The sequence below is a fragment of the Gemmatimonadota bacterium genome (assembly GCA_016720805.1).
Lineage (GTDB): Bacteria > Gemmatimonadota > Gemmatimonadetes > Gemmatimonadales > GWC2-71-9 > Palsa-1233.
In genome coordinates this window covers 517,734-538,445 of record JADKJZ010000014.1, presented here as the reverse complement: position 1 = coordinate 538,445, position 20,712 = coordinate 517,734, and the positions used below count along the sequence as shown (strand labels likewise).

The 20,712-nt window shown below is 69.1% G+C and carries 17 protein-coding genes; 14 read left to right on the top strand and 3 right to left on the bottom strand.

What is annotated here, in order from left to right; all coding sequences use genetic code 11:
- Positions 1–3 precede the first annotated feature (3 nt).
- From IPP98_12700 to IPP98_12680, 5 genes are all read left to right on the top strand, one after another.
- Positions 4–729, top strand: coding sequence for a sugar transferase (locus IPP98_12700; GenBank protein ID MBL0179969.1), 726 nt, complete (start codon positions 4–6; stop codon positions 727–729).
- On the top strand, positions 723–1,646 hold the full coding sequence (locus tag IPP98_12695; protein ID MBL0179968.1) for an exosortase/archaeosortase family protein: 924 nt from the start codon (positions 723–725) through the stop codon (positions 1,644–1,646). The genes IPP98_12700 and IPP98_12695 overlap by 7 nt, the downstream gene beginning before the upstream one ends.
- The gene (gene epsI, locus IPP98_12690; protein ID MBL0179967.1) at positions 1,639–2,280 is read left to right on the top strand and encodes an EpsI family protein; all 642 of its coding nucleotides are present in this window, start codon (positions 1,639–1,641) and stop codon (positions 2,278–2,280) included. Before IPP98_12695 ends, epsI begins: the two co-directional genes overlap by 8 nt.
- 7 nt (positions 2,281–2,287) lie before the next feature.
- Positions 2,288–3,604 (top strand): glycosyltransferase, encoded by a 1,317-nt coding sequence (locus tag IPP98_12685; protein ID MBL0179966.1) that lies wholly within the window; start codon positions 2,288–2,290, stop codon positions 3,602–3,604.
- 98 nt (positions 3,605–3,702) lie between these two features.
- On the top strand, positions 3,703–4,134 hold the full coding sequence (locus IPP98_12680) for a serine acetyltransferase (GenBank protein MBL0179965.1): 432 nt from the start codon (positions 3,703–3,705) through the stop codon (positions 4,132–4,134).
- Positions 4,135–4,154: 20 nt separating this feature from the next.
- On the opposite strand, the gene IPP98_12675 is transcribed toward IPP98_12680, so the two are convergent.
- On the bottom strand, positions 4,155–4,670 hold the full coding sequence (locus IPP98_12675; GenBank protein MBL0179964.1) for a hypothetical protein: 516 nt from the start codon (positions 4,668–4,670) through the stop codon (positions 4,155–4,157).
- A 258-nt stretch (positions 4,671–4,928) separates the two neighbouring features.
- On the opposite strand from IPP98_12675, the gene IPP98_12670 reads away from it, so the two are divergent.
- The 4 genes from IPP98_12670 to IPP98_12655 are packed head-to-tail and all read left to right on the top strand — an operon-like array spanning position 4,929 to position 9,978.
- Positions 4,929–6,299, top strand: a complete 1,371-nt coding sequence (locus IPP98_12670; GenBank protein MBL0179963.1) for a phenylacetate--CoA ligase family protein — start codon at positions 4,929–4,931, stop codon at positions 6,297–6,299.
- On the top strand, positions 6,296–7,780 hold the full coding sequence (locus IPP98_12665) for an O-antigen ligase family protein (protein ID MBL0179962.1): 1,485 nt from the start codon (positions 6,296–6,298) through the stop codon (positions 7,778–7,780). Before IPP98_12670 ends, IPP98_12665 begins: the two co-directional genes overlap by 4 nt.
- Before the next feature lie 3 nt (positions 7,781–7,783).
- On the top strand, positions 7,784–8,935 hold the full coding sequence (locus IPP98_12660) for a glycosyltransferase (protein ID MBL0179961.1): 1,152 nt from the start codon (positions 7,784–7,786) through the stop codon (positions 8,933–8,935).
- Positions 8,932–9,978, top strand: a complete 1,047-nt coding sequence (locus IPP98_12655) for a hypothetical protein (protein MBL0179960.1) — start codon at positions 8,932–8,934, stop codon at positions 9,976–9,978. The genes IPP98_12660 and IPP98_12655 overlap by 4 nt, the downstream gene beginning before the upstream one ends.
- An 89-nt stretch (positions 9,979–10,067) precedes the next feature.
- Here the strand turns inward: IPP98_12655 and IPP98_12650 are convergent, their stop codons facing one another.
- Positions 10,068–14,345, bottom strand: a complete 4,278-nt coding sequence (locus IPP98_12650; protein ID MBL0179959.1) for a S8 family serine peptidase — start codon at positions 14,343–14,345, stop codon at positions 10,068–10,070.
- A 366-nt stretch (positions 14,346–14,711) separates the two neighbouring features.
- Here IPP98_12650 and IPP98_12645 point away from each other — a divergent pair, with 366 nt between their 5' ends.
- Together IPP98_12645 and IPP98_12640 are read left to right on the top strand one after the other, a co-directional pair.
- Positions 14,712–15,683, top strand: coding sequence for a glycosyltransferase family 2 protein (locus IPP98_12645; protein MBL0179958.1), 972 nt, complete (start codon positions 14,712–14,714; stop codon positions 15,681–15,683).
- Positions 15,676–16,716: an endonuclease/exonuclease/phosphatase family protein gene (locus tag IPP98_12640; protein MBL0179957.1), complete on the top strand. Its 1,041-nt coding sequence runs from the start codon at positions 15,676–15,678 to the stop codon at positions 16,714–16,716. The genes IPP98_12645 and IPP98_12640 overlap by 8 nt, the downstream gene beginning before the upstream one ends.
- On the opposite strand, the gene IPP98_12635 is transcribed toward IPP98_12640, so the two are convergent.
- On the bottom strand, positions 16,692–17,147 hold the full coding sequence (locus IPP98_12635; protein ID MBL0179956.1) for a hypothetical protein: 456 nt from the start codon (positions 17,145–17,147) through the stop codon (positions 16,692–16,694). The genes IPP98_12640 and IPP98_12635 overlap by 25 nt on opposite strands.
- Before the next feature lie 270 nt (positions 17,148–17,417).
- Here IPP98_12635 and IPP98_12630 point away from each other — a divergent pair, with 270 nt between their 5' ends.
- From IPP98_12630 to IPP98_12620, 3 genes are read left to right on the top strand one after another with little or no spacing between them, the layout of a single operon-like run.
- A complete protein-coding gene (locus tag IPP98_12630) occupies positions 17,418–18,281 on the top strand; it encodes a glycosyltransferase family 2 protein (GenBank protein ID MBL0179955.1) in 864 nt (287 codons plus the stop codon).
- Positions 18,278–19,438, top strand: a complete 1,161-nt coding sequence (locus IPP98_12625; protein MBL0179954.1) for a glycosyltransferase family 4 protein — start codon at positions 18,278–18,280, stop codon at positions 19,436–19,438. The genes IPP98_12630 and IPP98_12625 overlap by 4 nt, the downstream gene beginning before the upstream one ends.
- Entirely contained in the window at positions 19,435–20,658 is a 1,224-nt protein-coding gene (locus IPP98_12620; protein MBL0179953.1) for a VanZ family protein, read from the top strand. The genes IPP98_12625 and IPP98_12620 overlap by 4 nt, the downstream gene beginning before the upstream one ends.
- Positions 20,659–20,712: the final 54 nt, after the last annotated feature.

The window sequence follows — 20,712 nt, the reverse complement described above, 5'->3', positions numbered from 1 at the left end:
CTCATGGCACACGTGGACGATCCGCGACTCGACCAATCAGGAACCGATTCCGACGCCCTTTCCGAGGCGGCGGAGGAGTCGGTCTGGCAGGATGAGCGGCTGATCCGCGCGTTGAACGTCACCGCGGCGACGATCGGGTTGATCGTCACGCTGCCGCTCTGGCTGCTGATCGCCCTCGCCATCCGGCTCACCTCGCGGGGTCCGGTGTTCTACAGCCAGACCCGCGTCGGACTCGATGCGCGGGCGCTGCGCCCCCACCGTCACGATTCGCGGCGTCGCGAGGACATCGGTGGGCGGCCGTTCACCATCTGGAAGTTCCGCACGATGACCGTCGACGCCGAGCGACATGGTCAGGCGGTCTGGGCCAAGGCGAACGATCAGCGGGTCACCGCGATCGGCGGCTTCCTGCGCAGTTGCCGTCTCGATGAGCTGCCGCAGCTGCTCAATGTCATCAAGGGCGACATGAACCTGGTGGGCCCGCGTCCCGAGCGGCCCCAGCTGTTCAGCGAGTTGCGCGAGCAGATCCCGAACTATCACCACCGCCAGCGCGTGCGGCCCGGCATCACCGGGCACGCGCAGGTCCACCTGCAGTACGACACCTCGGTCGAGGACGTCAAGCGGAAGGTCGAGCACGACCTCGAGTACATCGCGACGCGGAGTGTCTGGCAGGATCTCACGATCATGCTCAAGACGATCCCCGTCATGCTCTTCCGGAAGGGCGGATGGTAGCTCCCACCGTCGACGTCGCGATTCGGCCGCTCGCCGACGTGGCGCGCGGGGAATGGACGGTCCGTCGCGCGCTGCCCTGGCTGCTCGCCGCGGCGGCGTTTGTGGTCCTCTTCGCCAGCCCGGCCCGTGGTCTCGCGCGCGACTGGTGGGTCGATCCGGATGCCGGTCACGGCCTGTTGCTGACCCCGGTCGCACTCTGGTTGGCGTGGAAGGCAGGCCTGCGAACGGATGCGAGGCCCTCACCAACCTGGGGCACGATCCTGCTGCTCGGCGCCGTCCTCCTGCGCGCCCTCGGCTCGCTCGCCGCCGAGTTCTTCACGCAGCGCTTCTCCATCCTCCTTGCCCTGGTCGGGGTGACGGTGTTCGCCTTCGGCTGGCGGCAAGTGCGCCACTGGTGGCTGCCGTTCTCGCTCCTGCTGCTCTCGATTCCCCTGCCGGCGTTGATCACGAACAAGCTGGCCATGCCGCTGCAGTTCCGCGCGTCGAAGTACGGCACGATGTTGATCGAGATGCGCCACATCCCGGTGCGGATGAAGGGCAACGTGATCGAGATCGCGGGCCAGATGCCGGGCGAGACCTTCCGTCTCTTCGTCGCCGAGGCGTGCAGCGGGCTCCGCTCCCTCACGGCCCTGCTCGCGCTCGGCGTGATGATTGGCGGGATGTATCTCCGCACCGTCAGTGCCCGCGTCCTGCTGTTGCTGCTGGCGATTCCGGTGGCAGTCGCGGTCAACGCCGTGCGCATCTTCCTCACCGCCTTCCTGATGTACTTCGTCGACCCCGACCTTGGTCGCGGCTTCATGCACGAAAGCCAGGGATGGGCGCTCTTCGTCGTCTCGTTTGCCGCAATCGGCGCGCTTGGCGCCATCGTCGGCTACGGGGAGCGGACGATCCACCGCTGGAGGACCGCGCATGCGTGAATGGCAACGATGGGTGCCGGGGACGCTTCTGACGGTGGGGTGCCTGCTCAACGCCACCCTGCTCGCACGCCGCGCGACCTCCACGCCGCTGGCCGCGCCGATCGCCTCGGTCGCCGTCACGTCGCTGGGGTCCACGGGGACCGACATTCCGATCACCCCCGAAGAACAACGGGTCGCCGGGATGACCGCGTTCATTCTCCGGGGATACGAGCCCGCCAATCAACCGGCCTACTCGATCTTCGTCTCCTACTACGACGAGCAGCGACAGGGGAAGAGCATCCACTCCCCCAAGAACTGCCTTCCGGGGGCGGGATGGGAGCCGGTGGAGTCGCAGGCCGTGGTGCTCCAGACCACGGCGGGCCCGGTGACGGTGAACCGGTGGCTGCTGGTCCGCGAAGGAAAGTCGGCGATCGTCTACTACTGGTATCAAGGGCGGGGCCGTGTGGCCCATGACGAATTCCGCGTGAAGTTTGACCTGCTGCGCGACGCCGCGGTGCACGGTCGCACCGAGGAAGCGCTGGTGCGGATCTTCGTCCAGGTCGACTCGCGCGATGTCGCGGCGGCCGACGCGGTGGCACGGGCCGCGGCCATGCCGCTGGTCGCGGACGTGAATCGCATCCTGCCTCCGCTCTGAGGGGGGGGTGGGTCGACGGCGCGTCCTCCTCGTCTCGTACCACTTCCCGCCGGTCGGCGGTGCCGGCGTCCAGCGGCCGGCGAAGTTCGCACGCTACCTCCCCGACTTTGGCTGGGATGTCTCGGTGCTCCAGGCGGCCAACCCGTCGGTGCCACTCCTCGACCCGACGCTCCTGGCCGACCTTCCGCCCGACCTCGTCATCACCACCGCGCGCACACTCGAGCCATCGTACGCCGCCAAGCAGGCCACCGGCATCAGCGCGCCGTCGTCGACCGCCGCCACGCGCCCGTCGCTGCTCCGGCGCGTCGCCAGCACGGTGCTGCAACCTGACCCCCAGATTCTCTGGTATCCCGACGCGATACGCCAAGGGCGCGCGCTGCTGCGTCGCCTGCCCCACGATGCGATTCTCGCCACCGCTCCGAGCTACTCCAATCTGCTCGTCGGTGCCCGTCTCGCGCGGTGGAGCGGGCTGCCGCTGCTAAGTGATTTTCGCGACGAATGGGACATCAGCAGCACCTATTGGGAGAACGCGGCGCAGGGTGGCCTCGTGATGGCGGTGCAACAGCGGATGCAGCGCGCCGTGCTGCGACGGAGCCGGACGATCATCGCCACCACGGCCGCCAGTACCGCGCGTCTCGCCGAGCGCGCCCGCGAGGCCGGCTCGGCGGCCACTGCGCACTGCATCTACAATGGCTGGGACGCGCATGACCTGGCGGTCGCGGCCACGGTCGCACCGGCGACGCCGCGCATCCCCGGACGCATCCGCTTGGTCTACACCGGCACGCTCTGGAACCTCACCTCGATCGCCCCGCTCATCAGCGCGATTGAACAGTTGGTGACCGGGGCCCCGGAGTTCCGCGACCGACTCGAGCTCGTGGTGGTCGGACGAAAGACGCCGGAACAACAGGCGCTGCTGGCGCCACTCGCGTCGCTCGGCGTCACCCTGGCCGACATTCCCTACTGCGACCACGCCATCGCCCTCGCCACCATGCAGTCGGCTGATGCCCTGCTGCTCCTCTTGAGCGACCTCCCGGGGGCCGAGCGGGTCGCGCCGGCCAAGGTCTTCGAGTACCTCGCCGTGCAACGGCCGATCCTCGCCGTGATGCCGGAGGGAGAGATCGCCGCCCTGGTGCGTGGCGCCCAGTCAGGGGGGCACTACCTTCCGTCCGATGTCGCGGGCATCACCGGCTGGCTCCGACGGCTGGTGGAGGAGGGGCCGCCGGCCGCCCCGACGGCCGACGCCGGTGCGCGGTTCGAACGCCGGCAGCTCGCCTCGCAACTCGCCGACCTGCTGACCGACGCGACCGCCGGAGGGACGCCGTGATCTTTCTCGAGGATCTGCGCTGCAAGGCGGAATGGTGCTACGGCGACACGCGACCGGCGACCCTGCTGAAGGCGCTGCTCACCGACGGGACCTTCGCCATGGCGTGCTATCGTCTGATGGCCTGGTCGCATCGACACCATCTGGCACCGCTGACGATGATCTGCAACAAGGTGAATGCCGTGTTCGGCCAGTGCATCATTGGTCGTGGCGCCACCTTTGGCCCGGGCTTCGTGCTGATTCACTCCCAGGGCGTGGTGATCAATGGCGCCGTGCGCGGCGGCAGCCGGATTTACGTCGAGCATCAGGTGACGATCGGCGCCGAGAAGGATCAGTCTCCCGTGCTCGGCGACCGCGTCTTCCTCGGCGCAGGCGCGAAGATCGTCGGCCCGGTGACGATCGGCAGTGATGTGCGGGTCGGTGCCAATGCGGTGGTGGTGCGCGACGTCCCCTCGGGCGTCAGCGTGGGCGGGGTGCCCGCGCGGATTCTCCGGACGCACGACGGGGAGGCGTCGACCGACGCCTCCCCGTAGTCACTGCCGGACGCTCTCGGTCAGCCTTGGCCGACGATCAGTCCCTGCCCTTCCTTCCGTTCGGTGGTCTTTTCCTTCGTGCTCGCCGGAATCCCGATCCAGCCCAGGTACGCCAGCGCCAGGACGAAGAGGCCGCCGAAGAGCCCGGTCTTCATGGTCGCCATGTCGAAGGTGCCCTTGCGGTCGATCGGGACGAGCCGGCGCATCTCGATGAAGTCGAGCCCGAAGAAGGGCAGCAATGCCAGCGCCACGACCGCGATCAGTAGCGCGGCCAGCGAGGCGCCACGGACCGCCACCCGGTGGCCGGCAAGGGTGCCGAGGCCGGCGATCGATGCCAGAAGCAGGGCAAGCTGCGGCAGCGCGGCGAGGACGGTCCCGAAGACTTGGAAACGCCAACGCACTTCTCCGGTCGCCAACGGGAAGGCCGGGACCATGGCATCGGCGACGGGAGAAAGCGCGGCGACGGCCAGGACCGCGATCACGGCGGCAATCACCGTCTGGGCGCGGGCGGAAAGCGGTGCGGGGGCAGACATCATGCTACGGCCTCGGGCGGTTGAAGGAGCGGTACGGCCGGCCGCAGTTTCGGAGCCGGGTCGTGCCTATCTTTGGGGCTACCGAACGGGTGTCAGCAAGTCATGGGCCGGGGCCGCCAAGTGCCCGTCAACTCGTGGCGCGCGTCCCTTTCATTGGCTCACAACTTGCTCCTCCACCTCGATGATGGCAACCCGACGAACCCCACACCCCGAGGCCGCGGTACCCCCGCTCGGCCGCCACGTCATGCCCCGAGCGCGGCCGTGACCGCCTCCCGACTGGACGTGTCGCTGTGGCGTGCCGGGATTCGTGCCTACGAGCAGGGGTTCAAGCGCCGGCCGGTCTTCCGCTACTGGCGGGAGCTTGAGGCGTCACAGTGGTGGTCGCGCGAACGATTGGAATCGCTCCAGTTCGAGCGCCTCCAGGCGTTGCTCCGGCATGCCGGTGCACACTCGCCGTGGTACCGGGAGGCATGGGCCAGTCAGGGCCTCGACCCCGCCAGCGTGCAGACCCCGACCGACTTCCATCGGTGGCCGGTCCTCGACCGCGAGACGATTCGTCAGCATCGGATCGCCATGCGGAGCACCCCGGCCACGACGCTGATCACCAAGGCGACGGGCGGATCGAGCGGGGTGCCACTCCAGTTCGACCTCGACCCCGACAGCAACGAACGCCGGATGGCGGCGTGGCACCGCGGCTATGGGTGGGCCGGCGCGGCGCCGGGCACCCGCCAGTGGTATCTCTGGGGCGCCCCGCCGCGCGCGGCCGGGGCCCAGCGGCGGCGGAAGCTCCAGCTGTACGATGCGCTCTATCGCCGGACCACCGAGAGCAGTTTCGACCTCACCGAAGCCGAGGTGCCGCGACTCCACCAGTCGCTGGCGCGCAACCGGCCCGATGCCATCGTCGGCTACACCGGTGCGCTGTACAGCTTCGCCCGCCTGCTCGAGGCACGCGGGCTGGTGCCGTACGCGCCGGGCGCGATCGTGGTCGGCGCGGAGAAGTTGCACAGTTTCCAGCGCACCGTGATCGAGCGGGTCTTCCGTGCGCCGGTCTTCGAGACGTACGGCTCGCGCGAATTCATGCTGATGGGCGCGGAGTGCTCGGCACATCAGGGCTTGCACATGACCACCGAGCACCTGCTGCTCGAAGTGCTCGACGATGCCGGACGCCCGGTCGCGGCAGGGGTCGAAGGGAACGTCGTCGTCACCGACCTGACGAACCGCGGGATGCCCTTCATTCGCTACGCGAACGGCGATCGTGCTGTCTTGCAGGCCGGCAGTTGCGGCTGCGGCCGTGGCCTGCCGCTGCTCGCGGCGATCGTCGGTCGGCAACTGGATGTGCTGCAGACGCCCGACGGAGGCCGACTGCCAGGGGAGTTTTTCCCGCACCTGCTGAAGGAGTTGCCGGCGGTCCAGCGCTTCCAGGTGGTGCAGGAACGGCTGACCCATGTGCAGCTGCGACTCGTGGCGCCCACTTGGAGCGCGGCGGATGACGCCTGGATTCGCCGCGAGTTGACCGCCGTCGCGCCATCGCTGATCCTCGAAATCGAGCTGGTCGCCGACATTCCCCTGACCGCGGCCGGCAAGCTCCAGGTGGTGATCAACCGCCTCGCATCCCGCCCCGAGGCACCGTGAGCAAGCCCTTTCCACCCGACACGTCGACCGCGGATCTGCTCGGCTCGATCCGCGCCGCCACCTCCGCCCCCGCCCAGGCCCCGCGTCGCGGATTCGACGGCTTCTCGCTGGCGACCGCCGGCCGTGGCGAAATGGCGCTGGCGCCCTTTGTCGGACTCTACCTCGGCTACGCCGTGGTGCGTTTGCCGGAAGTCTTCGCCGCCTTCGAGATCCCGAAGGGGCCGATGATCATGATGCTGATCTTCGTGGGGATGCTCGCGCTGGCGATTCCCCCCGATGCGTGGAAGCAGATCTGGGAACGCTCGAAGCCGATGCGGCTGGTGTGTGTCCTGCTCGGCATCGTGGTCGTGACCATGCCGTTGGGCATCTGGCCGTCGGGCTCCTTCGACTTCCTGCGGCAACGCTACCTGATCTCGTTCGTGATCTTCCTGACGTGCCTGGTGCTCCTGCGCGACCGACGGGCGCTGCGGATCGCGGCGGCGGTCTTCGTGCTGTCGGTGACGGCGGTGTCCGCGAACGTGCTGCACACCTACGACCCGAACGCGCTCATCCTCAACGAGGACGGCGAACCGATCGACCCCGACGTGCTCGCGGCGCGCCCCGAGCTTCGCCGGTTGGCGACCGTCGGCATCGGTCTGGACAGCAACGACTTCGGCGCCATCGTTGTCGCCGCCTTTCCCCTCGCACTCTGGTTGTCCGTCGGCTCCTTCTGGCGACGCCTGTTCTGGACCGGCGCCGCCGGTGTCATGGTGATGGCGGTCGTCCCGACGCAATCGCGCGGCTCAATGCTCGGCCTCCTCGCGGCCGCTGCGGTCGTGATAGGCGCCGGCGCTCGAGGGTGGCGACGATTACTCAGCATGGGGCTGGTGGCGGTTGCCGTGGGTGGCTTCGTCTACATGGCCGTGAAGAGTGGTGCCGGTGATCGCTTCTCCGATTTCGGTGGCGATGACTACAACCTCGGCAACGACGGTCGCATCTTCTTCTGGAAGCAGGGGATGGTGTGGATGATCAAGCGCCCCTGGGGCTACGGCATCGCCAACTTTCCGACCTACTTCGGCATGCTCAACCAGCAGGATCGAGCGGCCCACTCCTCGTGGGTCCAGGTCGGCATGGAGCTCGGGGTGGCGGGCCTGATCACCTTCGTGGCGCTCTGCGTCACGCTGATCACGGGCCTGCGGAAGATGGCCAAGGCCGCGAACGCCGCCCGCTCGTTGCGCGCGGATGCAAGCGAACACGAGGTCCAGGCCGGACACATGCTGGCGATGCTCACCGGCGTCCTCGTCACCGGCTCGTTCCTGTCGAATGCCTACTACCCGATGATGTACATGGCCCTCGGCCTGGCCGCCGCGACGCTCCTCGGCTCACCGTTCACGCTGGCCCCACCGCCGGTGTCGTCGACGCCAGAGCCCGTCACGTCGACCGGCGGACGTCGTCGTCGGATACTGGCGACTCCGGACGCGTCCGTGCCCCCCGACCGCTGACGCATGCGCATCCTTCTGGTCACCAGTGTCTATCCGACGCCGTACGGTCCGCACAAGGGCACCTTCAACGCAGCACTCGTCACCGGCCTGCATCTGGCCGGGGACGACGTGCGCGTCGTGGCGCCGATTCCCTGGACCGACCGGTTGCGACGCCGTGCCGTCGGCACCACCGCCGAGGGCGTGACGCATCCGCTCTGGTGGTATCCACCGAAGGTCGGCCATCATCGGCATCACCGCTGGATGCGTCGGACGGTGCTTCCCGCTGCCCGCACGATCACCGAGGAGTGGCAACCCGACCTCGTGCTCGGCTACTGGACGCATCCCGATGGCACCGTTGCCCTCGAGGTCGCCCGCGAATTCGGCGTGCCAGGTGTGCTGCTGGTCGGCGGCTCCGACATCCTGATCCTGACCGCCAAGCCGGCGCGCCGTGCCATCATTGTCGAGACCCTGCTGGCGGCCGATCGGGTGTTGGCCGTCGGGGCGCCGTTGCGCGACAGCGTGGTGGCGCTTGGTGTGCCTCCCGAGCGGGTCGATGCCTTCGCCCGCGGCGTCGACCGGCAGCGCTTCGCCCCGACCGACGGCCTGGCGGCCCGCCGTCGCCTCGGGCTCCCGCTTGATCGGCCGATTGCGCTCTGGGTCGGACGCATGGTGCCGGTCAAGGGCCTGGACGTCCTGCTGGCGGCGTGGTCGTTGATTCATCGCGGCAAGGCGGCGCCACTCCTGGTGCTCGCCGGCGATGGCGAGCAGCGTGGCGAGCTGGCCCAGATGGCCGCCCGCTATGGCGACTCGGTCCAACTGGTCGGGAGCGTGAGTCACGCCGCCCTGCGGGACTGGTACGCCGCAGCCGACGTGGTGGTGCTCCCGTCGCGCTCTGAGGGCGTGCCCAACGTGTTGATCGAGGGTCTCGCCTGCGGCACACCGTTCGTCGCGTCGGCGGTGGGCGCCGTTCCGGATCTGCTGGAGCCGAATTCGCGCGTGGTGCCCCCGGGTGATGTCCCGGCACTTGCCGCTGCGTTGGAGGATGCGCTGCAGGGTCCACCACTCGCGCGCCGCGCCGACTCCAGCCACATCCCCGATCGGCAGGAGGCCGTCGCCGCCGTGCGCGCCATCCTGCAGCGAACCCTGGCCGCCCGCGCCACAGGAGCAGCATCATGAAATTGCCCCGCGAAGCGCAGCGGTGGCTGCCAGGGTGGTGGTCGGCTCGCCGGCGGAACGCCGCACATCGATTCGACCCGACGCGCCCGATCACGGTGCACCTGATGTTCGCCGACCACTACGAGCCGTATTGGGGGAAGGCGAGCGACGCCGTCGCGACGACGCGCGTCGATGCCTGGCTGGCCGCGTGGCCCCGCATCGCCGAGGCGCATCCGGACGACAGCGGACGCCCCGCGCAGTGGACCTTCTTCTATCCGGAGGAGGAATACCGCGCCGATCTGCTGGAGGGTCTCGCGGGGCTCACCCGCCGCGGCTTCGGCGACGTCGAGGTGCACCTGCATCACGACGGGGAAAGCGAGCAGGCGTTCCTCGACCGGATGACCGGCTTCATCGACACCCTGCGTGGCGCCCACGGCCTGTTGCATGACTGGCAGGGGCGTCCCGGCTTTGCCTTCATCCATGGCAACTGGGCGCTGGACAATTCGCGCCCCGATGGGCGCTGGTGCGGACTCAACAACGAATTGACCTTGCTCCGCCAGTTGGGCTGCTACGCCGACTTCACCATGCCCTCGGCACCGGACCCGTGTCAGACGTCACTCGTCAATGCGATCTACTGGGCCGTCGATGACCCGCAGCGCCCCAAGTCGCACGACAGCGGCCCATTGGTCACATGCGGCGCCGTGCCGCCGGCGGACGCGTTGCTCTGCGTGCAGGGGCCGCTCACGATGCGGCCGCACCCGCGGTGGCGCCTGCTTCCCTCGCTGGAAGTTGGCGAGCTGGCCGGCTATGCCCGGCCGGGGGCAGATCGGGCGGACTGCTGGCTCAACGCCGCGCCGCGCATCGGGAACGACGTCTTCGTGAAGTTGTTCACCCACGGGGCCATCGAGAAGAACGCCGGCCCGATGCTGGGGGGCGACCTCGACACGACGCTCCGCCAGGTGCGTGCGGCCTGCACTCGGCGCGGCTGGCGGCTCGCACATGCGACGGCGTGGGAGATGTACCACGCGATCGAGGCGGCCCGGCTCGGACCGGTCAGCGGCTGACCGACCAGCACCCTCGGGCAACCAGCATGCGAATGGGGCCGCCGATCTTGGAAGATCGGCGGCCCCATCTGCCATGACGGTTCGTGGCGCTACGACCGCGGTCGAACGGGCGTGATCGGAATGGACTGCAGCTTCGCCACCTGAGACGGCGAGAGCCGGATCCGGTCGCGATCGACCCAGGCGAGGAAGTCGCCGAGATCGAAGTAACCGTTGCGATTGCCTTCGCTGTCGAAGAGCAGGCGCTGGTCGTTGTTCAACTGCCCACCGCGGACCAGCTCGTCCACGGCCAACCCGACGGCGGGCACTTCCACCGTCACGACCTCGAGGGAGTCGACGAAGGTCGCCTCGAGACCGGCAGACCCAACCAACTGCACCCGAACGGTGTCGACATACAACCCGGCGTTGGACGCCGCGCTCCGCCGCTCCCAGTACACATATTCCCCCAACCGACCGACCGGGGAGAGCACGGTGAGGCCTGTCCCGCCAATGACGGCGGTCCACTGGTCGCTCTGCCCTTCGATCACCTCGCCCTCGACCAGGGCGGAGTCACGCGTCGAGGCGAAGGCGTTCGCCCGGCCAGCCTGCGTGAGGTAGCGCGACTTCTTGCCCTTCGGCAGCAGGAGGATTGTCGCGGTGGTCGGGGTGGTCACCACCACCGTGTCGATCAACCGCGCCGTGGCTGCTCCGGCGGTCACGGTGATCGTGTCGACGTAGGTGCCGGCGGTGAGCGCGCTGGTGTTCCGGTTCCAGGCCACCGTCCCGCTGCCGACGCCGCTGCTGGTCGTGAACGACGTCTGGCTCCGACGCCGAGTGGCCAGCCACGCCGTGCTGCCGGCGTCGGTACCGACCAGCGTGACGCTCGCGGTGGCACTCGCCGCGTTGTTGCCGCGCGTCACCGTGACCCGACGTCCCCCGGGGGAGACGGCGACCGTCACGGGCACCGGCGCCGACGTGATGCGCAAGGTGTCGATCACGCGCTGCGGCGACAGGCCCGACGCCGCCACGGTGATGGTGTCGACATAGGTACCGGCGCTGAGGCCGGCCGTGTTCCGGGTCCACACGACCGAACCGCTGCCGGTGCCGCCCGCAGTGGTCAGGGTCGTCCAGCTCTTCCGCTTGGTCGCGGTCCACGGGGTGGCGCCGGCGTTGTCGCCGCTCAACGTCACGGCAGCGTTGTCGCCGCTGGCCGGGGCACCGGCGGCCGCAGTCGTGCTCCGCGAACCAGGCGCCACCGCCAGGGTGAGCGCAACCGGTGCGGCGGTGATCCGCAACGTGTCGATGACGCGCTGCGGCGCGAGGCCGGCGACCGTCACGGTGATGGTGTCGACGTAGGTGCCCGCCGTGAGGCCTGCGGTGCTGCGCGTCCAGGCCGCGGTGCCGGTGCCGGTGCCGCTGCCGGTCGTGATCGTGGTCCAGCTCTTCCGCTTCGCCGCGGTCCACGCGGTCGTCCCGGCGTTGTCACCGGTCAGGCTGACCGCCGCGTTGTCGCTCGGCGCCTCCGTGCCCACCTGCGTCGCGACATTGCGCGAGCTCGGGGTGACCGCCAACGCGAGTGCCACCGGAGCCGCGGTGATGCGCAAGGTGTCGATGACGCTCTGCGGCGCGAGGCCGACGACGGTCACCGTGATGGTGTCAACGTAGGTGCCTGCCGTCAGCCCGGCCGTGCTGCGCGTCCACGCCGCGGTGCCGTTGCCGGTGCCGCTGTTGGTCGTGAGCGTGGTCCAGCTCTTCCGCTTGGCCACGGTCCATGCGGTCGTCCCGGCGTTGTCACCGGTGAGCGTCACGCCGGCATTGTCGCCGGGTGCGGCCGTGCCGACCTGCGCACTGGCGTTTCGCGAGCTCGGGCTGACCGCGAGCGCGAGTGGCACCGGGGCCGCGGTGATGTGCAAGGTGTCGATGACGCTCTGCGGCGCGAGGCCGGCAACCGTCACCGTGATGGTATCGACGTACGTGCCAGCGGTCAGGCCCGCAGTGCTGCGCGTCCAGGCCGCGGTGCCGGTGCCGGTGCCGCTGCTCGTGGTCAGCGTCGTCCAGCTCTTCCGCTTCGCCGCAGTCCACGCGGTTCCCCCGGCGTTGTCACCGGTGAGCGTGACCGCTGCGTTGTCGCCCGACGCGGCCGTACCGACCTGCGCCATGGTATTCCGCGAGCGCGGGGAGACCGCCAGCGCGAGCGCCACGGGGGCCGCGGTGATGCGCAAGGTGTCGATGACGCTCTGCGGCGCGAGGCCGGCCACCGTCACCGTGATGGTATCCACGTAGGTGCCCGCCGAGAGGCCGGCCGTGCTGCGCGTCCAGGAGGCGGTGCCACTGCCGGTGCCGCTGCCGGTCGTGAGCGTGGTCCAGCTCTTCCGCTTCGAGGTGGTCCACGGCGTCGTCCCGGCGTTGTCACCGGTCAGCGTGACCGTGGCGTTGTCGCCCGGCGCGGCCGTGCCAACCTGTGCAGTGGCATTGCGCGAGAGCGGGCTCACCGCGAGGGCGAGTGGCACCGGCGCCGCGGTGATCCGCAACGTGTCGATGATGTTCTGTGCCGCGACACCACTCGCCGACACGGTGATGGTATCGACATAGGTCCCGGCGACGAGCCCGGCGGTACTGCGGCTCCACGCGACCGTGCCACTCCCCGTGCCGCTCGCGGTGGTGAGCGTCGTCCAGCTCTTCCGCTTCGCCGCAGTCCAGGCGGTCGTGCCGGCGTTGTCGCCACTGAGGGTGATCGTCGCACTGCTTCCCGCGGCGGCCGTTCCGGCCGTCGCCACCGTGCTCCGGAAGAGCGGAGCCACGGCCATCGTGAGCGGCACCGGGGCCGCGGTGATCCGCAACGTGTCAATGATGCTCTGCGACGCGACGCCCGCCGCCGACACGGTGATCGTGTCCACGTAGGTCCCCGCCGTCAGGCCGGCCGTACTGCGATTCCATGCCACGGTGCCGCTGCCTGAGCCGCTTGCCGTGGTCAGCGTCGTCCAGTTCTTCCGCTTCGTCGCGTTCCACGCGGTGGTGCCTGCGTTGTCGCCGCTGAGGCTGACCGAGGCACTGCTGCCCGTGGCGGCCATACCGGCGGTGGCCGTGGTGCTGCGGAACAGGGGCGAGACACTCATCGCGAGCGGGACCGGTGGTGGCGGCGAGCCGCCGCCGAGCGACGGCTGGGCACGCACCAGACCGAAGCCGGTGTTGTTGTCGAAGCCGCCGGCATCGACGTCGAGGACACCATCCCGCAGCTTCTGCCGCAAGCCGTCGAGCGTCAGCCCCGGATGCGCGGCGAGGATCAGCGCGGCGACGCCCACCACATGTGGCGCGGCCATCGAGGTCCCGCTCTTCCCGCCGTAGCCACCGCCCGGCATGGTGGAATTGATGTTGACGCCCGGCGCGGCAAAGCCGACCTCGGGGCCGAAGGACGACCACGAAGCGCGCAGGTTCGAGTCATCGAGCGCCGCGACCGCAATCGCGCTCGGCGCGGCCGCCGGATAGAGCACGGCACCGCCACCATTGCCCGCGGCCGCGATCAGAAACGTGCCCTGGTCGGCGGCGGTGGCGATCGCGGCGTTGTACGAGAAGGACGAGGAGCCGCCGATCGAGACGTTGACGAGGCGGATCCCCTGGGAGACGGCCCAGTTGAGTCCCGCGATCTGATTGGAGGTGTATGCGAGGCAGGACCCACTGACATCCTGGAACACCTTGATCGCGTAGAGCTGCACATCGGGGGCGACGCCCACGACGCCGGACCCGTTGCTGAGCGCCGCGATGGTGCCCGCGATGTGGGTGCCGTGGCCGTTGCAGGCGCCAATGTCGTCGCCATACCCCGAGGCGACACGGGTCACGGCGTTGTAGCCGCCGGCAACCGAGAGGTCGGAATGCCCGGTGTCGATGCCGGAGTCCATCACGGCGACCTTGACGCCAGCGCCACGATTCCCGTTCGCCCAGACTTCCGGTGCCATCACCCGGGCCACGCCCCACGGCGTCGTGTCGGCGCCGTCGGTCGGCTGCGATCGGAGGGCCGCCCACCGATCACCCGACGAGAGTGCGGTGACGGCATCCGCCGGACTCCACAGGCGGTCCTCCTCGACCATCGCCACGTTCGGATCACTCGCCAGTCGAGTCGCTTCCGCGGCGCTGACCTGCGCGAACAGCATCCCCGCAAAGGGTGCCCGACCGGTCTCCACCAGAGTCGGCAGGTCGCGGTCCAGCCGCGCCGAGATCTGGGAGAGTTCGGTAGAGGTGACCGGGGGCGAACCTGGCGCGCGAAGCGCGGCCTCACCCGAGGAGGAGCGCAGCGTGATGATGACCCGCCGGGCCCCACCCTGCCCCGGCAAGGCCGTGGCTGCCAGGGCAATGAGGAGCGACGCAAGCCGCAGGATCTGTGATGGGCGATTCATGATCAATGTGACTCCAGCCTGAAACCAGCGGGGTAGCCCCCAGAGGCGGATCCTCGGAACGACCAAGGGCCGCGGCGTTACTGGCCAAGTATCGGGCAAGATTGCTGCCAACTGAAATCAATGAATGACAGTGGCTTGCGTGGCAGTTACGGGCATGGCAGTGTAAAATTGTTTGACACTGTATCGTTCGCGGATGCGGCGGAGCGCCCACCACGGAGGACGCTCTGCGGCGACGGGCGGCACCGCCCCCCATACGCCCCGGCGCGTGCGTCGGGTAGATTGCCCGGTACGCGTCGTCCCCCGGCTGCCTTCCCTGCCCCCCGATCCCCCGAGACTGTGGCCGCTCCCCACGCTGACACCCCGCTGGTGACCGTCGTCATTCCGATGCGGAACGAGGAGGCCGGCATCGAGGCCTGTCTCGACTCGGTGCTGGCAAACCACCTCCCCAACGGGGGGAGCTGGGAGCTCCTCGTGCTCGACGGCGAGAGCGACGACCGTTCGCCCGCGATCGTGGACGCCATCGCCAGCCGCGATCCACGGGTCCGCCGACTCGCCAACCCGAAGCGACTGCAAGCCCCGGCCTTTAATCTCGGCCTCGCCGCCGCCCGCGGTCGCTATCTCGTGCGCATGGACGCCCACTCGCTCTATGCCGACGACTACCTGGCCGAATGTGTCCGGCTCCTCGAGGAGACGGGCGCCGGCAGCGTCGGGGGTGTCCAGCGAGCGACCGGCACCAGTTGGCTGTCGCGCGCCGTCGCCGCCGCGGTCTCGTCGAAGTTCGCCGCTGGCGATGCGGCCTACCGCAACGCGACCACCCCACGATGGACGGACACCGTCTACCTCGGCGCCTGGCGCACCGAGACGGTCCGCGCGCTGGGGGGCATGCGCGAAGACTGGGCCGTGAACGAAGACTACGAGATGAATGTCCGGCTGCGGGCCACCGGCGCGAGGATCTATCTCTCGCCCACGATTCGCTCGACGTATTTCGTCCGCTCTTCCCTCGCCAAGCTGGCCAGGCAGTACGTGCGCTACGGCTTCTGGAAGGTCCGCACCCTCCTCGCGCATCCCGCCTCGCTGCGGTGGCGGCAACTCGTGGCACCGGCGTTTGTCCTCTCGCTCCTGCTCACGCCGCTGTTCGTGCGCCTGATGGGATCGCTCGGTGCCGCGCATCTGGCGTTGTATCTCGTCGCGAATCTGGCCGCCAGCGTTGCCACGGCGTCGCGGGCCGGCTGGCAGTATCTCCCGGCACTGCCGTTCATCTTTTTCGCCGTGCACTGCAGCTGGGGCAGCGGTTTCCTCGCCGGCTGTGTCGTCTGGCCGTTTCGACGCCATGACTGAGCCCGCGGCCAATCGATGGGCTCGGCGCCTCGCCTGGGGGAGTGCCGCCGCCATGGTCGCCGCGTGGGTGGTGGTCAGTGTGCTCGGCGATCGGATCTGGTGGGCGCTTCCCTTCCTCTATGGACCGCGGTGGGCGGCCGGCGCATGCTTCCTCGGTCTCGTCCCGGCACTCGTGCGAGCGCGACGCACCGCGATTGTCGCAGGCGCGGTGATGGCGCTCGTCTTCGGGTTCGGGTTGCTCGACATCCGGCTCGGGCTTGGGCGCTTCGAGCCGAAGGCCGACACGACACTCCGCATCATGGAGATCAACGCGGGATCCGGCAGCCCGACCCTCCATCCGACGGCGGCCACGATCCTCGCCGAGGCGGAGCGGGTGCAGGCCGAGATCCTCGTCGTGGCGGAATGCAGTGCGGCACTCGCCGACGGCATCCGGGCGACCGGACGGTGGGAGATTCGCCACGCCGTGGCATCGGTGTGTATCGCCAGCCACTTCGCGATCCTCAGCTGGGAAGAGCGCGACCCGATGGACTTCTGGAAGCAGAGTGGTTCGGGGGCGATTGCGCGGGCGACGCTCGACACGCCAGCCGGTGTGGTGCGTGTGGGCGTCGTCCATCTCGAGACGCCACGTGACGCGCTCGACAATTTCGGCGATCTCTCCACCATCCCCACGTTGGGTCCGGTGACCCGGGCAAATACCGCCCAGCGCGAGCTCGAATCACGCGTGGCGCGGGAGTGGATCTTTCGAGGGGAGCCGTGGCCAACGATTGTCGCGGGAGATTTCAACCTGCCCATCGAGAGTGCCATCTATCGGCGTCACTGGGCCGGGCTGCGGAATGCCTTTTCGCGCAGCGGGCTCGGCATCGGGAACACCAAGCACACGAGGCGATGGGGCATCCGGATCGATCATATTCTGACGACGCCGGAGTTCGTCATCCACCGTGCCGCGATCGGCCGAGATGTCGGGTCGGACCACCGTCCCGTCTCGGCCGAGGTCTCCCTGCCGACCGCTCAGCGCACCAGCGCGGCGCGGTAGCTGGCGACATCCTGGAGTTGGTAACTGCTGCGGGCTGCGGCGGCGACCACCCAAGCCCGATACTCCGTCGCCTTGGCGATGTCATGCACGTAGACCCGCGCCACCGTGCCAGCAGCGACGGCGCCGGTGACGATGACCTGGGCCTGCCCGGGGAGGACGCTCGTGAGCCCGTCGTAGCCAAGCGCCCGCACGCTGTCGATCGCGGGGCCGCTGACGGCGAACTGCACGGCACCATCATTGGTGTTGGGGGTCGTCAGTTCCAGCGTCAACACGCCGGCGGTGGCGGTGACCGGCGGGTTCGTCGGCGGGGTGGGTCCCGTGGGGCTCTCGCCACCGCAGGCCATGAGCAGCAGCGCCGCAGCGGCGGCGAAGGCGTGACGGCGGGCGTGGTTGCTGGCCATCCGGCGAGCGAGCTTGAACGTGTACGTCATGGCGAGAACCCTGGTGAGTGTACCCTGAACAGCGTCGGCAATCAGTATCGGCACCACCTTCATGCTGTTGAAATACCTAGCAATAGGCGGACCACAAAATGTGGCGCGGTTGTTGTATGGTAATCAGATGATTAACAATGACTTAGCACTTTTTTGCCATACTGGAACGACTAACTTTTCGACGATTACTGTTCAATTTTTTGACGACATGACACCACCGCGCACTCGGAACACCGCGCGATGACCACGCTGACCAGCCCAGGAGGCGACGTGGAGGGACCCCCAGTGACGGCGGTGATGCCGGCCTATCACGCCGCCGCATTCGTGGGCGAGGCAGTGGCATCGCTGCTTCGCCAGACCGTGCCGCCACAGGAAGTCATTGTCGTCGACGACGGCTCCACCGATGACACCGCTGCCGTGGCGGAAGCCGCGGGGGCCCGGGTAATCCGTCAGGCGAACGGGGGGCCCGCTGCCGCCCGGAACACCGGCATCCGCGCTGCCACGACCGAGTGGATTGCGCTGCTCGACGCCGACGACCTGGCCCGTCCGACTCGACTGGCGACCCAACAGCGCCACCTCGACGACCCGGCAGTGGCCGTGGTCTTCGCGGGGCACCACATGGAAGGGAAGGTCCAACCGACGCCGCCGGCGCAGATCGATTTCGACGTCCTGTGGCGCAGGAACTGGATCCCCACGTCCACCGTGATGCTGCGCCGAGCCGCGTGGGAGGCCGTCGGGGGGTTCGATGAATCGCGCGACCTCATCGGCGTGGAGGACTACAACTTCTGGCTGCGACTGGCGCATGCGGGGTGGGGCTTTGTGCGCGTGAACGAGGTGTTGGTGGACTATCGCCCGACTCCCGCCTCGCTCACCGCGCAGACCCGGCGCTTCGCCGCCGCCGAGTTGACCAACATCCGACGGACCGCCGAACGCCTGACCATCGAGGGCGAGCGTCTGCGCGCCAAGGAGCACGCGATTTACCTCGAGTACGGGCTGGAGCTCTTCCACGTGCGTGACCTGCCCACCGCGCGGGCATACCTCACGGAGGCGGCGCGACGCGGCCCGATCGGCCTGGGCGGTCAGCTGCGGCGCCTCGCCACCCTGCTGCCGTTGAGCCCTCGGGCATCGACATGAGCGCACCGCTGCGCATCGCGGTCGCCTCGAGCGGCCTGGGGCACATTGCGCGCGGCATCGAGACCTGGGCCAGCGATCTGGGTCACGCGCTGCACCAGCGCGGCCACGACGTGCGGCTCTATCAGGGGGGCGGGACACCACCATCGTACGGGGAAGTGCTCCGCAACCTTCCCCGGGAGTCGGCGGAGAACGCCCGCTGGGGGAATCGACTGCCTGCGGCGCTCGCCTGGCGGATCGGGGCGACGGCGGGGTATGCGCTCGAACAGAGCAGTTTCGCCTGGTCGCTGGCGAAGGCGCTTCGACGCCGGCCCGCGGACATCCTCCACGTGCAGGATCCGCTTCTCGCCTTGCGCCTAGACCAACTGCGCCGCGCCGGTCTGCTGCAGACCCGGACCATTCTCGCCCACGGCACGGAAGAACCGCCTTCGTTTCTGTCGCGCTTCCGTTATCTCCAACACCTCTCGCCGACGCAGCTGGAACGCTGTCGCGCGGAAGGGGTGTGGCGGCCGACCTGGACGGCCATCGGCAACTTCGTGGACTGCGATCGTTTCCATCCCGGGGCGGCGGCCGGGGTGCGTGCCGCCCTCGAGATCCCGGCCAATGCGCAGGTGGTGCTCACGCTGGCCGCGATCAAACGACCGCACAAGCGCATCGACTGGCTGCTGTCGGCGATGGCGGCCTATCGGGCACGCCACCCCGAGGTGCCCTTCGTCCTGGTCGTGGCGGGTGGCCGCGAGGCGGACACGGACGAGATCATTCGCGAAGGGACGGCGTTGCTGGGCGACCAGGTCCGCTTCCTGGTGCGCCACCCTCGTGCCGAGATCGCCGACCTCTGTCGTGCGGCCGACGTCTTCGTGCTGGCCTCGCTCTTCGAGATGATGCCGATCGCCTTGCTCGAGGCTGCGGCCACCGGGCTGCCCTGCCTCATCCACGACGAGGCGACGCTGCGGTGGATGACGGGAGCGGGTGGTGTCCCCACGCGGATGGATGACGTCGACGCGATGCTGCCTGCCCTGCACGGCCTGCTCGCCGACCCGGTCGCCCGAGCCACCGTCGCGGCAGCGGCGCGCGCCCACGCGGTCGCCGAATTCAGCGAGGAATCCATCGTGCAGCGATACCTCGCCTATTACGCTGCCGTCATGGCCGACCGCCCATGAGCGAGCGGCGAGTCGGCGCGGTGCCCCTGGTGCTCGCCTCCCTCGCCGTGATCTCCCTCACCACGCTCGGCGCCAACCCGGCGCAGGCCGATCGCGTGGCGGAAACCGGCTGGAGCTGTTTGGTCTGCGGCGACGCCGGCACCACGGATGTCCTGCTCAACCTGCTGCTCTTCCTGCCGCTCGGCATCGGCCTCCGGCTGCTCGGATGGAACGGCCGCCGCGCCGTGATCGCCATGGCACTGCTCAGCCTCGGCATCGAAGGCACACAGGCGGTGCTGCTGGCCGGGCGCGATGCCTCACTCAGCGATCTCCTCACGAACAGCCTCGGTGGCGCGGCCGGCTGGTGGGCGTGGCCGCACGCGGCGAACTGGCGCACGCGGTCACTGCCCCAGCATCGACGCGGGGCAACGCTGCTGATCGCGCTGAGCGCCATGGTCTGGATCGCCACTGGGTGGGGGCTCCGCCCGGATGGCGCAGCGCCCAGCCCATGGGTCGGGCAGCCGTTGCATCGCTGGCCCGGGCACGACCCGTTTCCCGGGACGCTGCAGCGCGTGATGCTGAACGGCATCGAGGTGCCGAACGACAGGCTCGCGTCGACGCCCAACCTCTCTGATTCGGTCACGCTCACGCTCGACCTGATGCGACACGAGGCGGCCACCACGGACCGCCCCATTTCGCTCCTGCGTGTGGTCGATGCCGACGGCCGACGGCAACTCTCGGCGACGCAACGCGGCGACGCACTGCTGCTGAGTGCGCGTGCACGCGCCTCGCGATGGCGGGTACGGACGCCGGTCTGGCGGTTCGAGGGCGCCATGACGATTCCACCGGACGTGCCGTGGCAATTCTCGTGGCGATGGCGTGGCGGCCGAGTGGAGTTGCGGAGCGGCCCACTGCCTGGTGGCTCGACGCAGATCCGCACGATCGCGCTGTCCATCGGCCTCGGCTGGGTGTTTGTCCACCCCTTCGCCGCCGCGATTGGCGCCCCCGAGCCCTACCGCTGGACGGTGCTCTGGCTCGCGCTCTTCGGTGTATCGATTGGCTGGTGTCTCGGCTGGCTGCCGCGGCGTGAAGCGACCAGTGGGGCAGCGCTCACGGCGCTGCTCTTTGCCGGCGCATCGCTCGCCACTGGACTGCCGGTGGAGTCCGTGGAAGTCGCTCTGCTGGTGGGTTGGCTTGCGGTGGGCATCGTCGGCGGGTGGTACATCCAGCAGCGTCGCTGATCGATCATCCAGCATCGATCATCGACCATCGATCATCGATCATCGATCATCGAT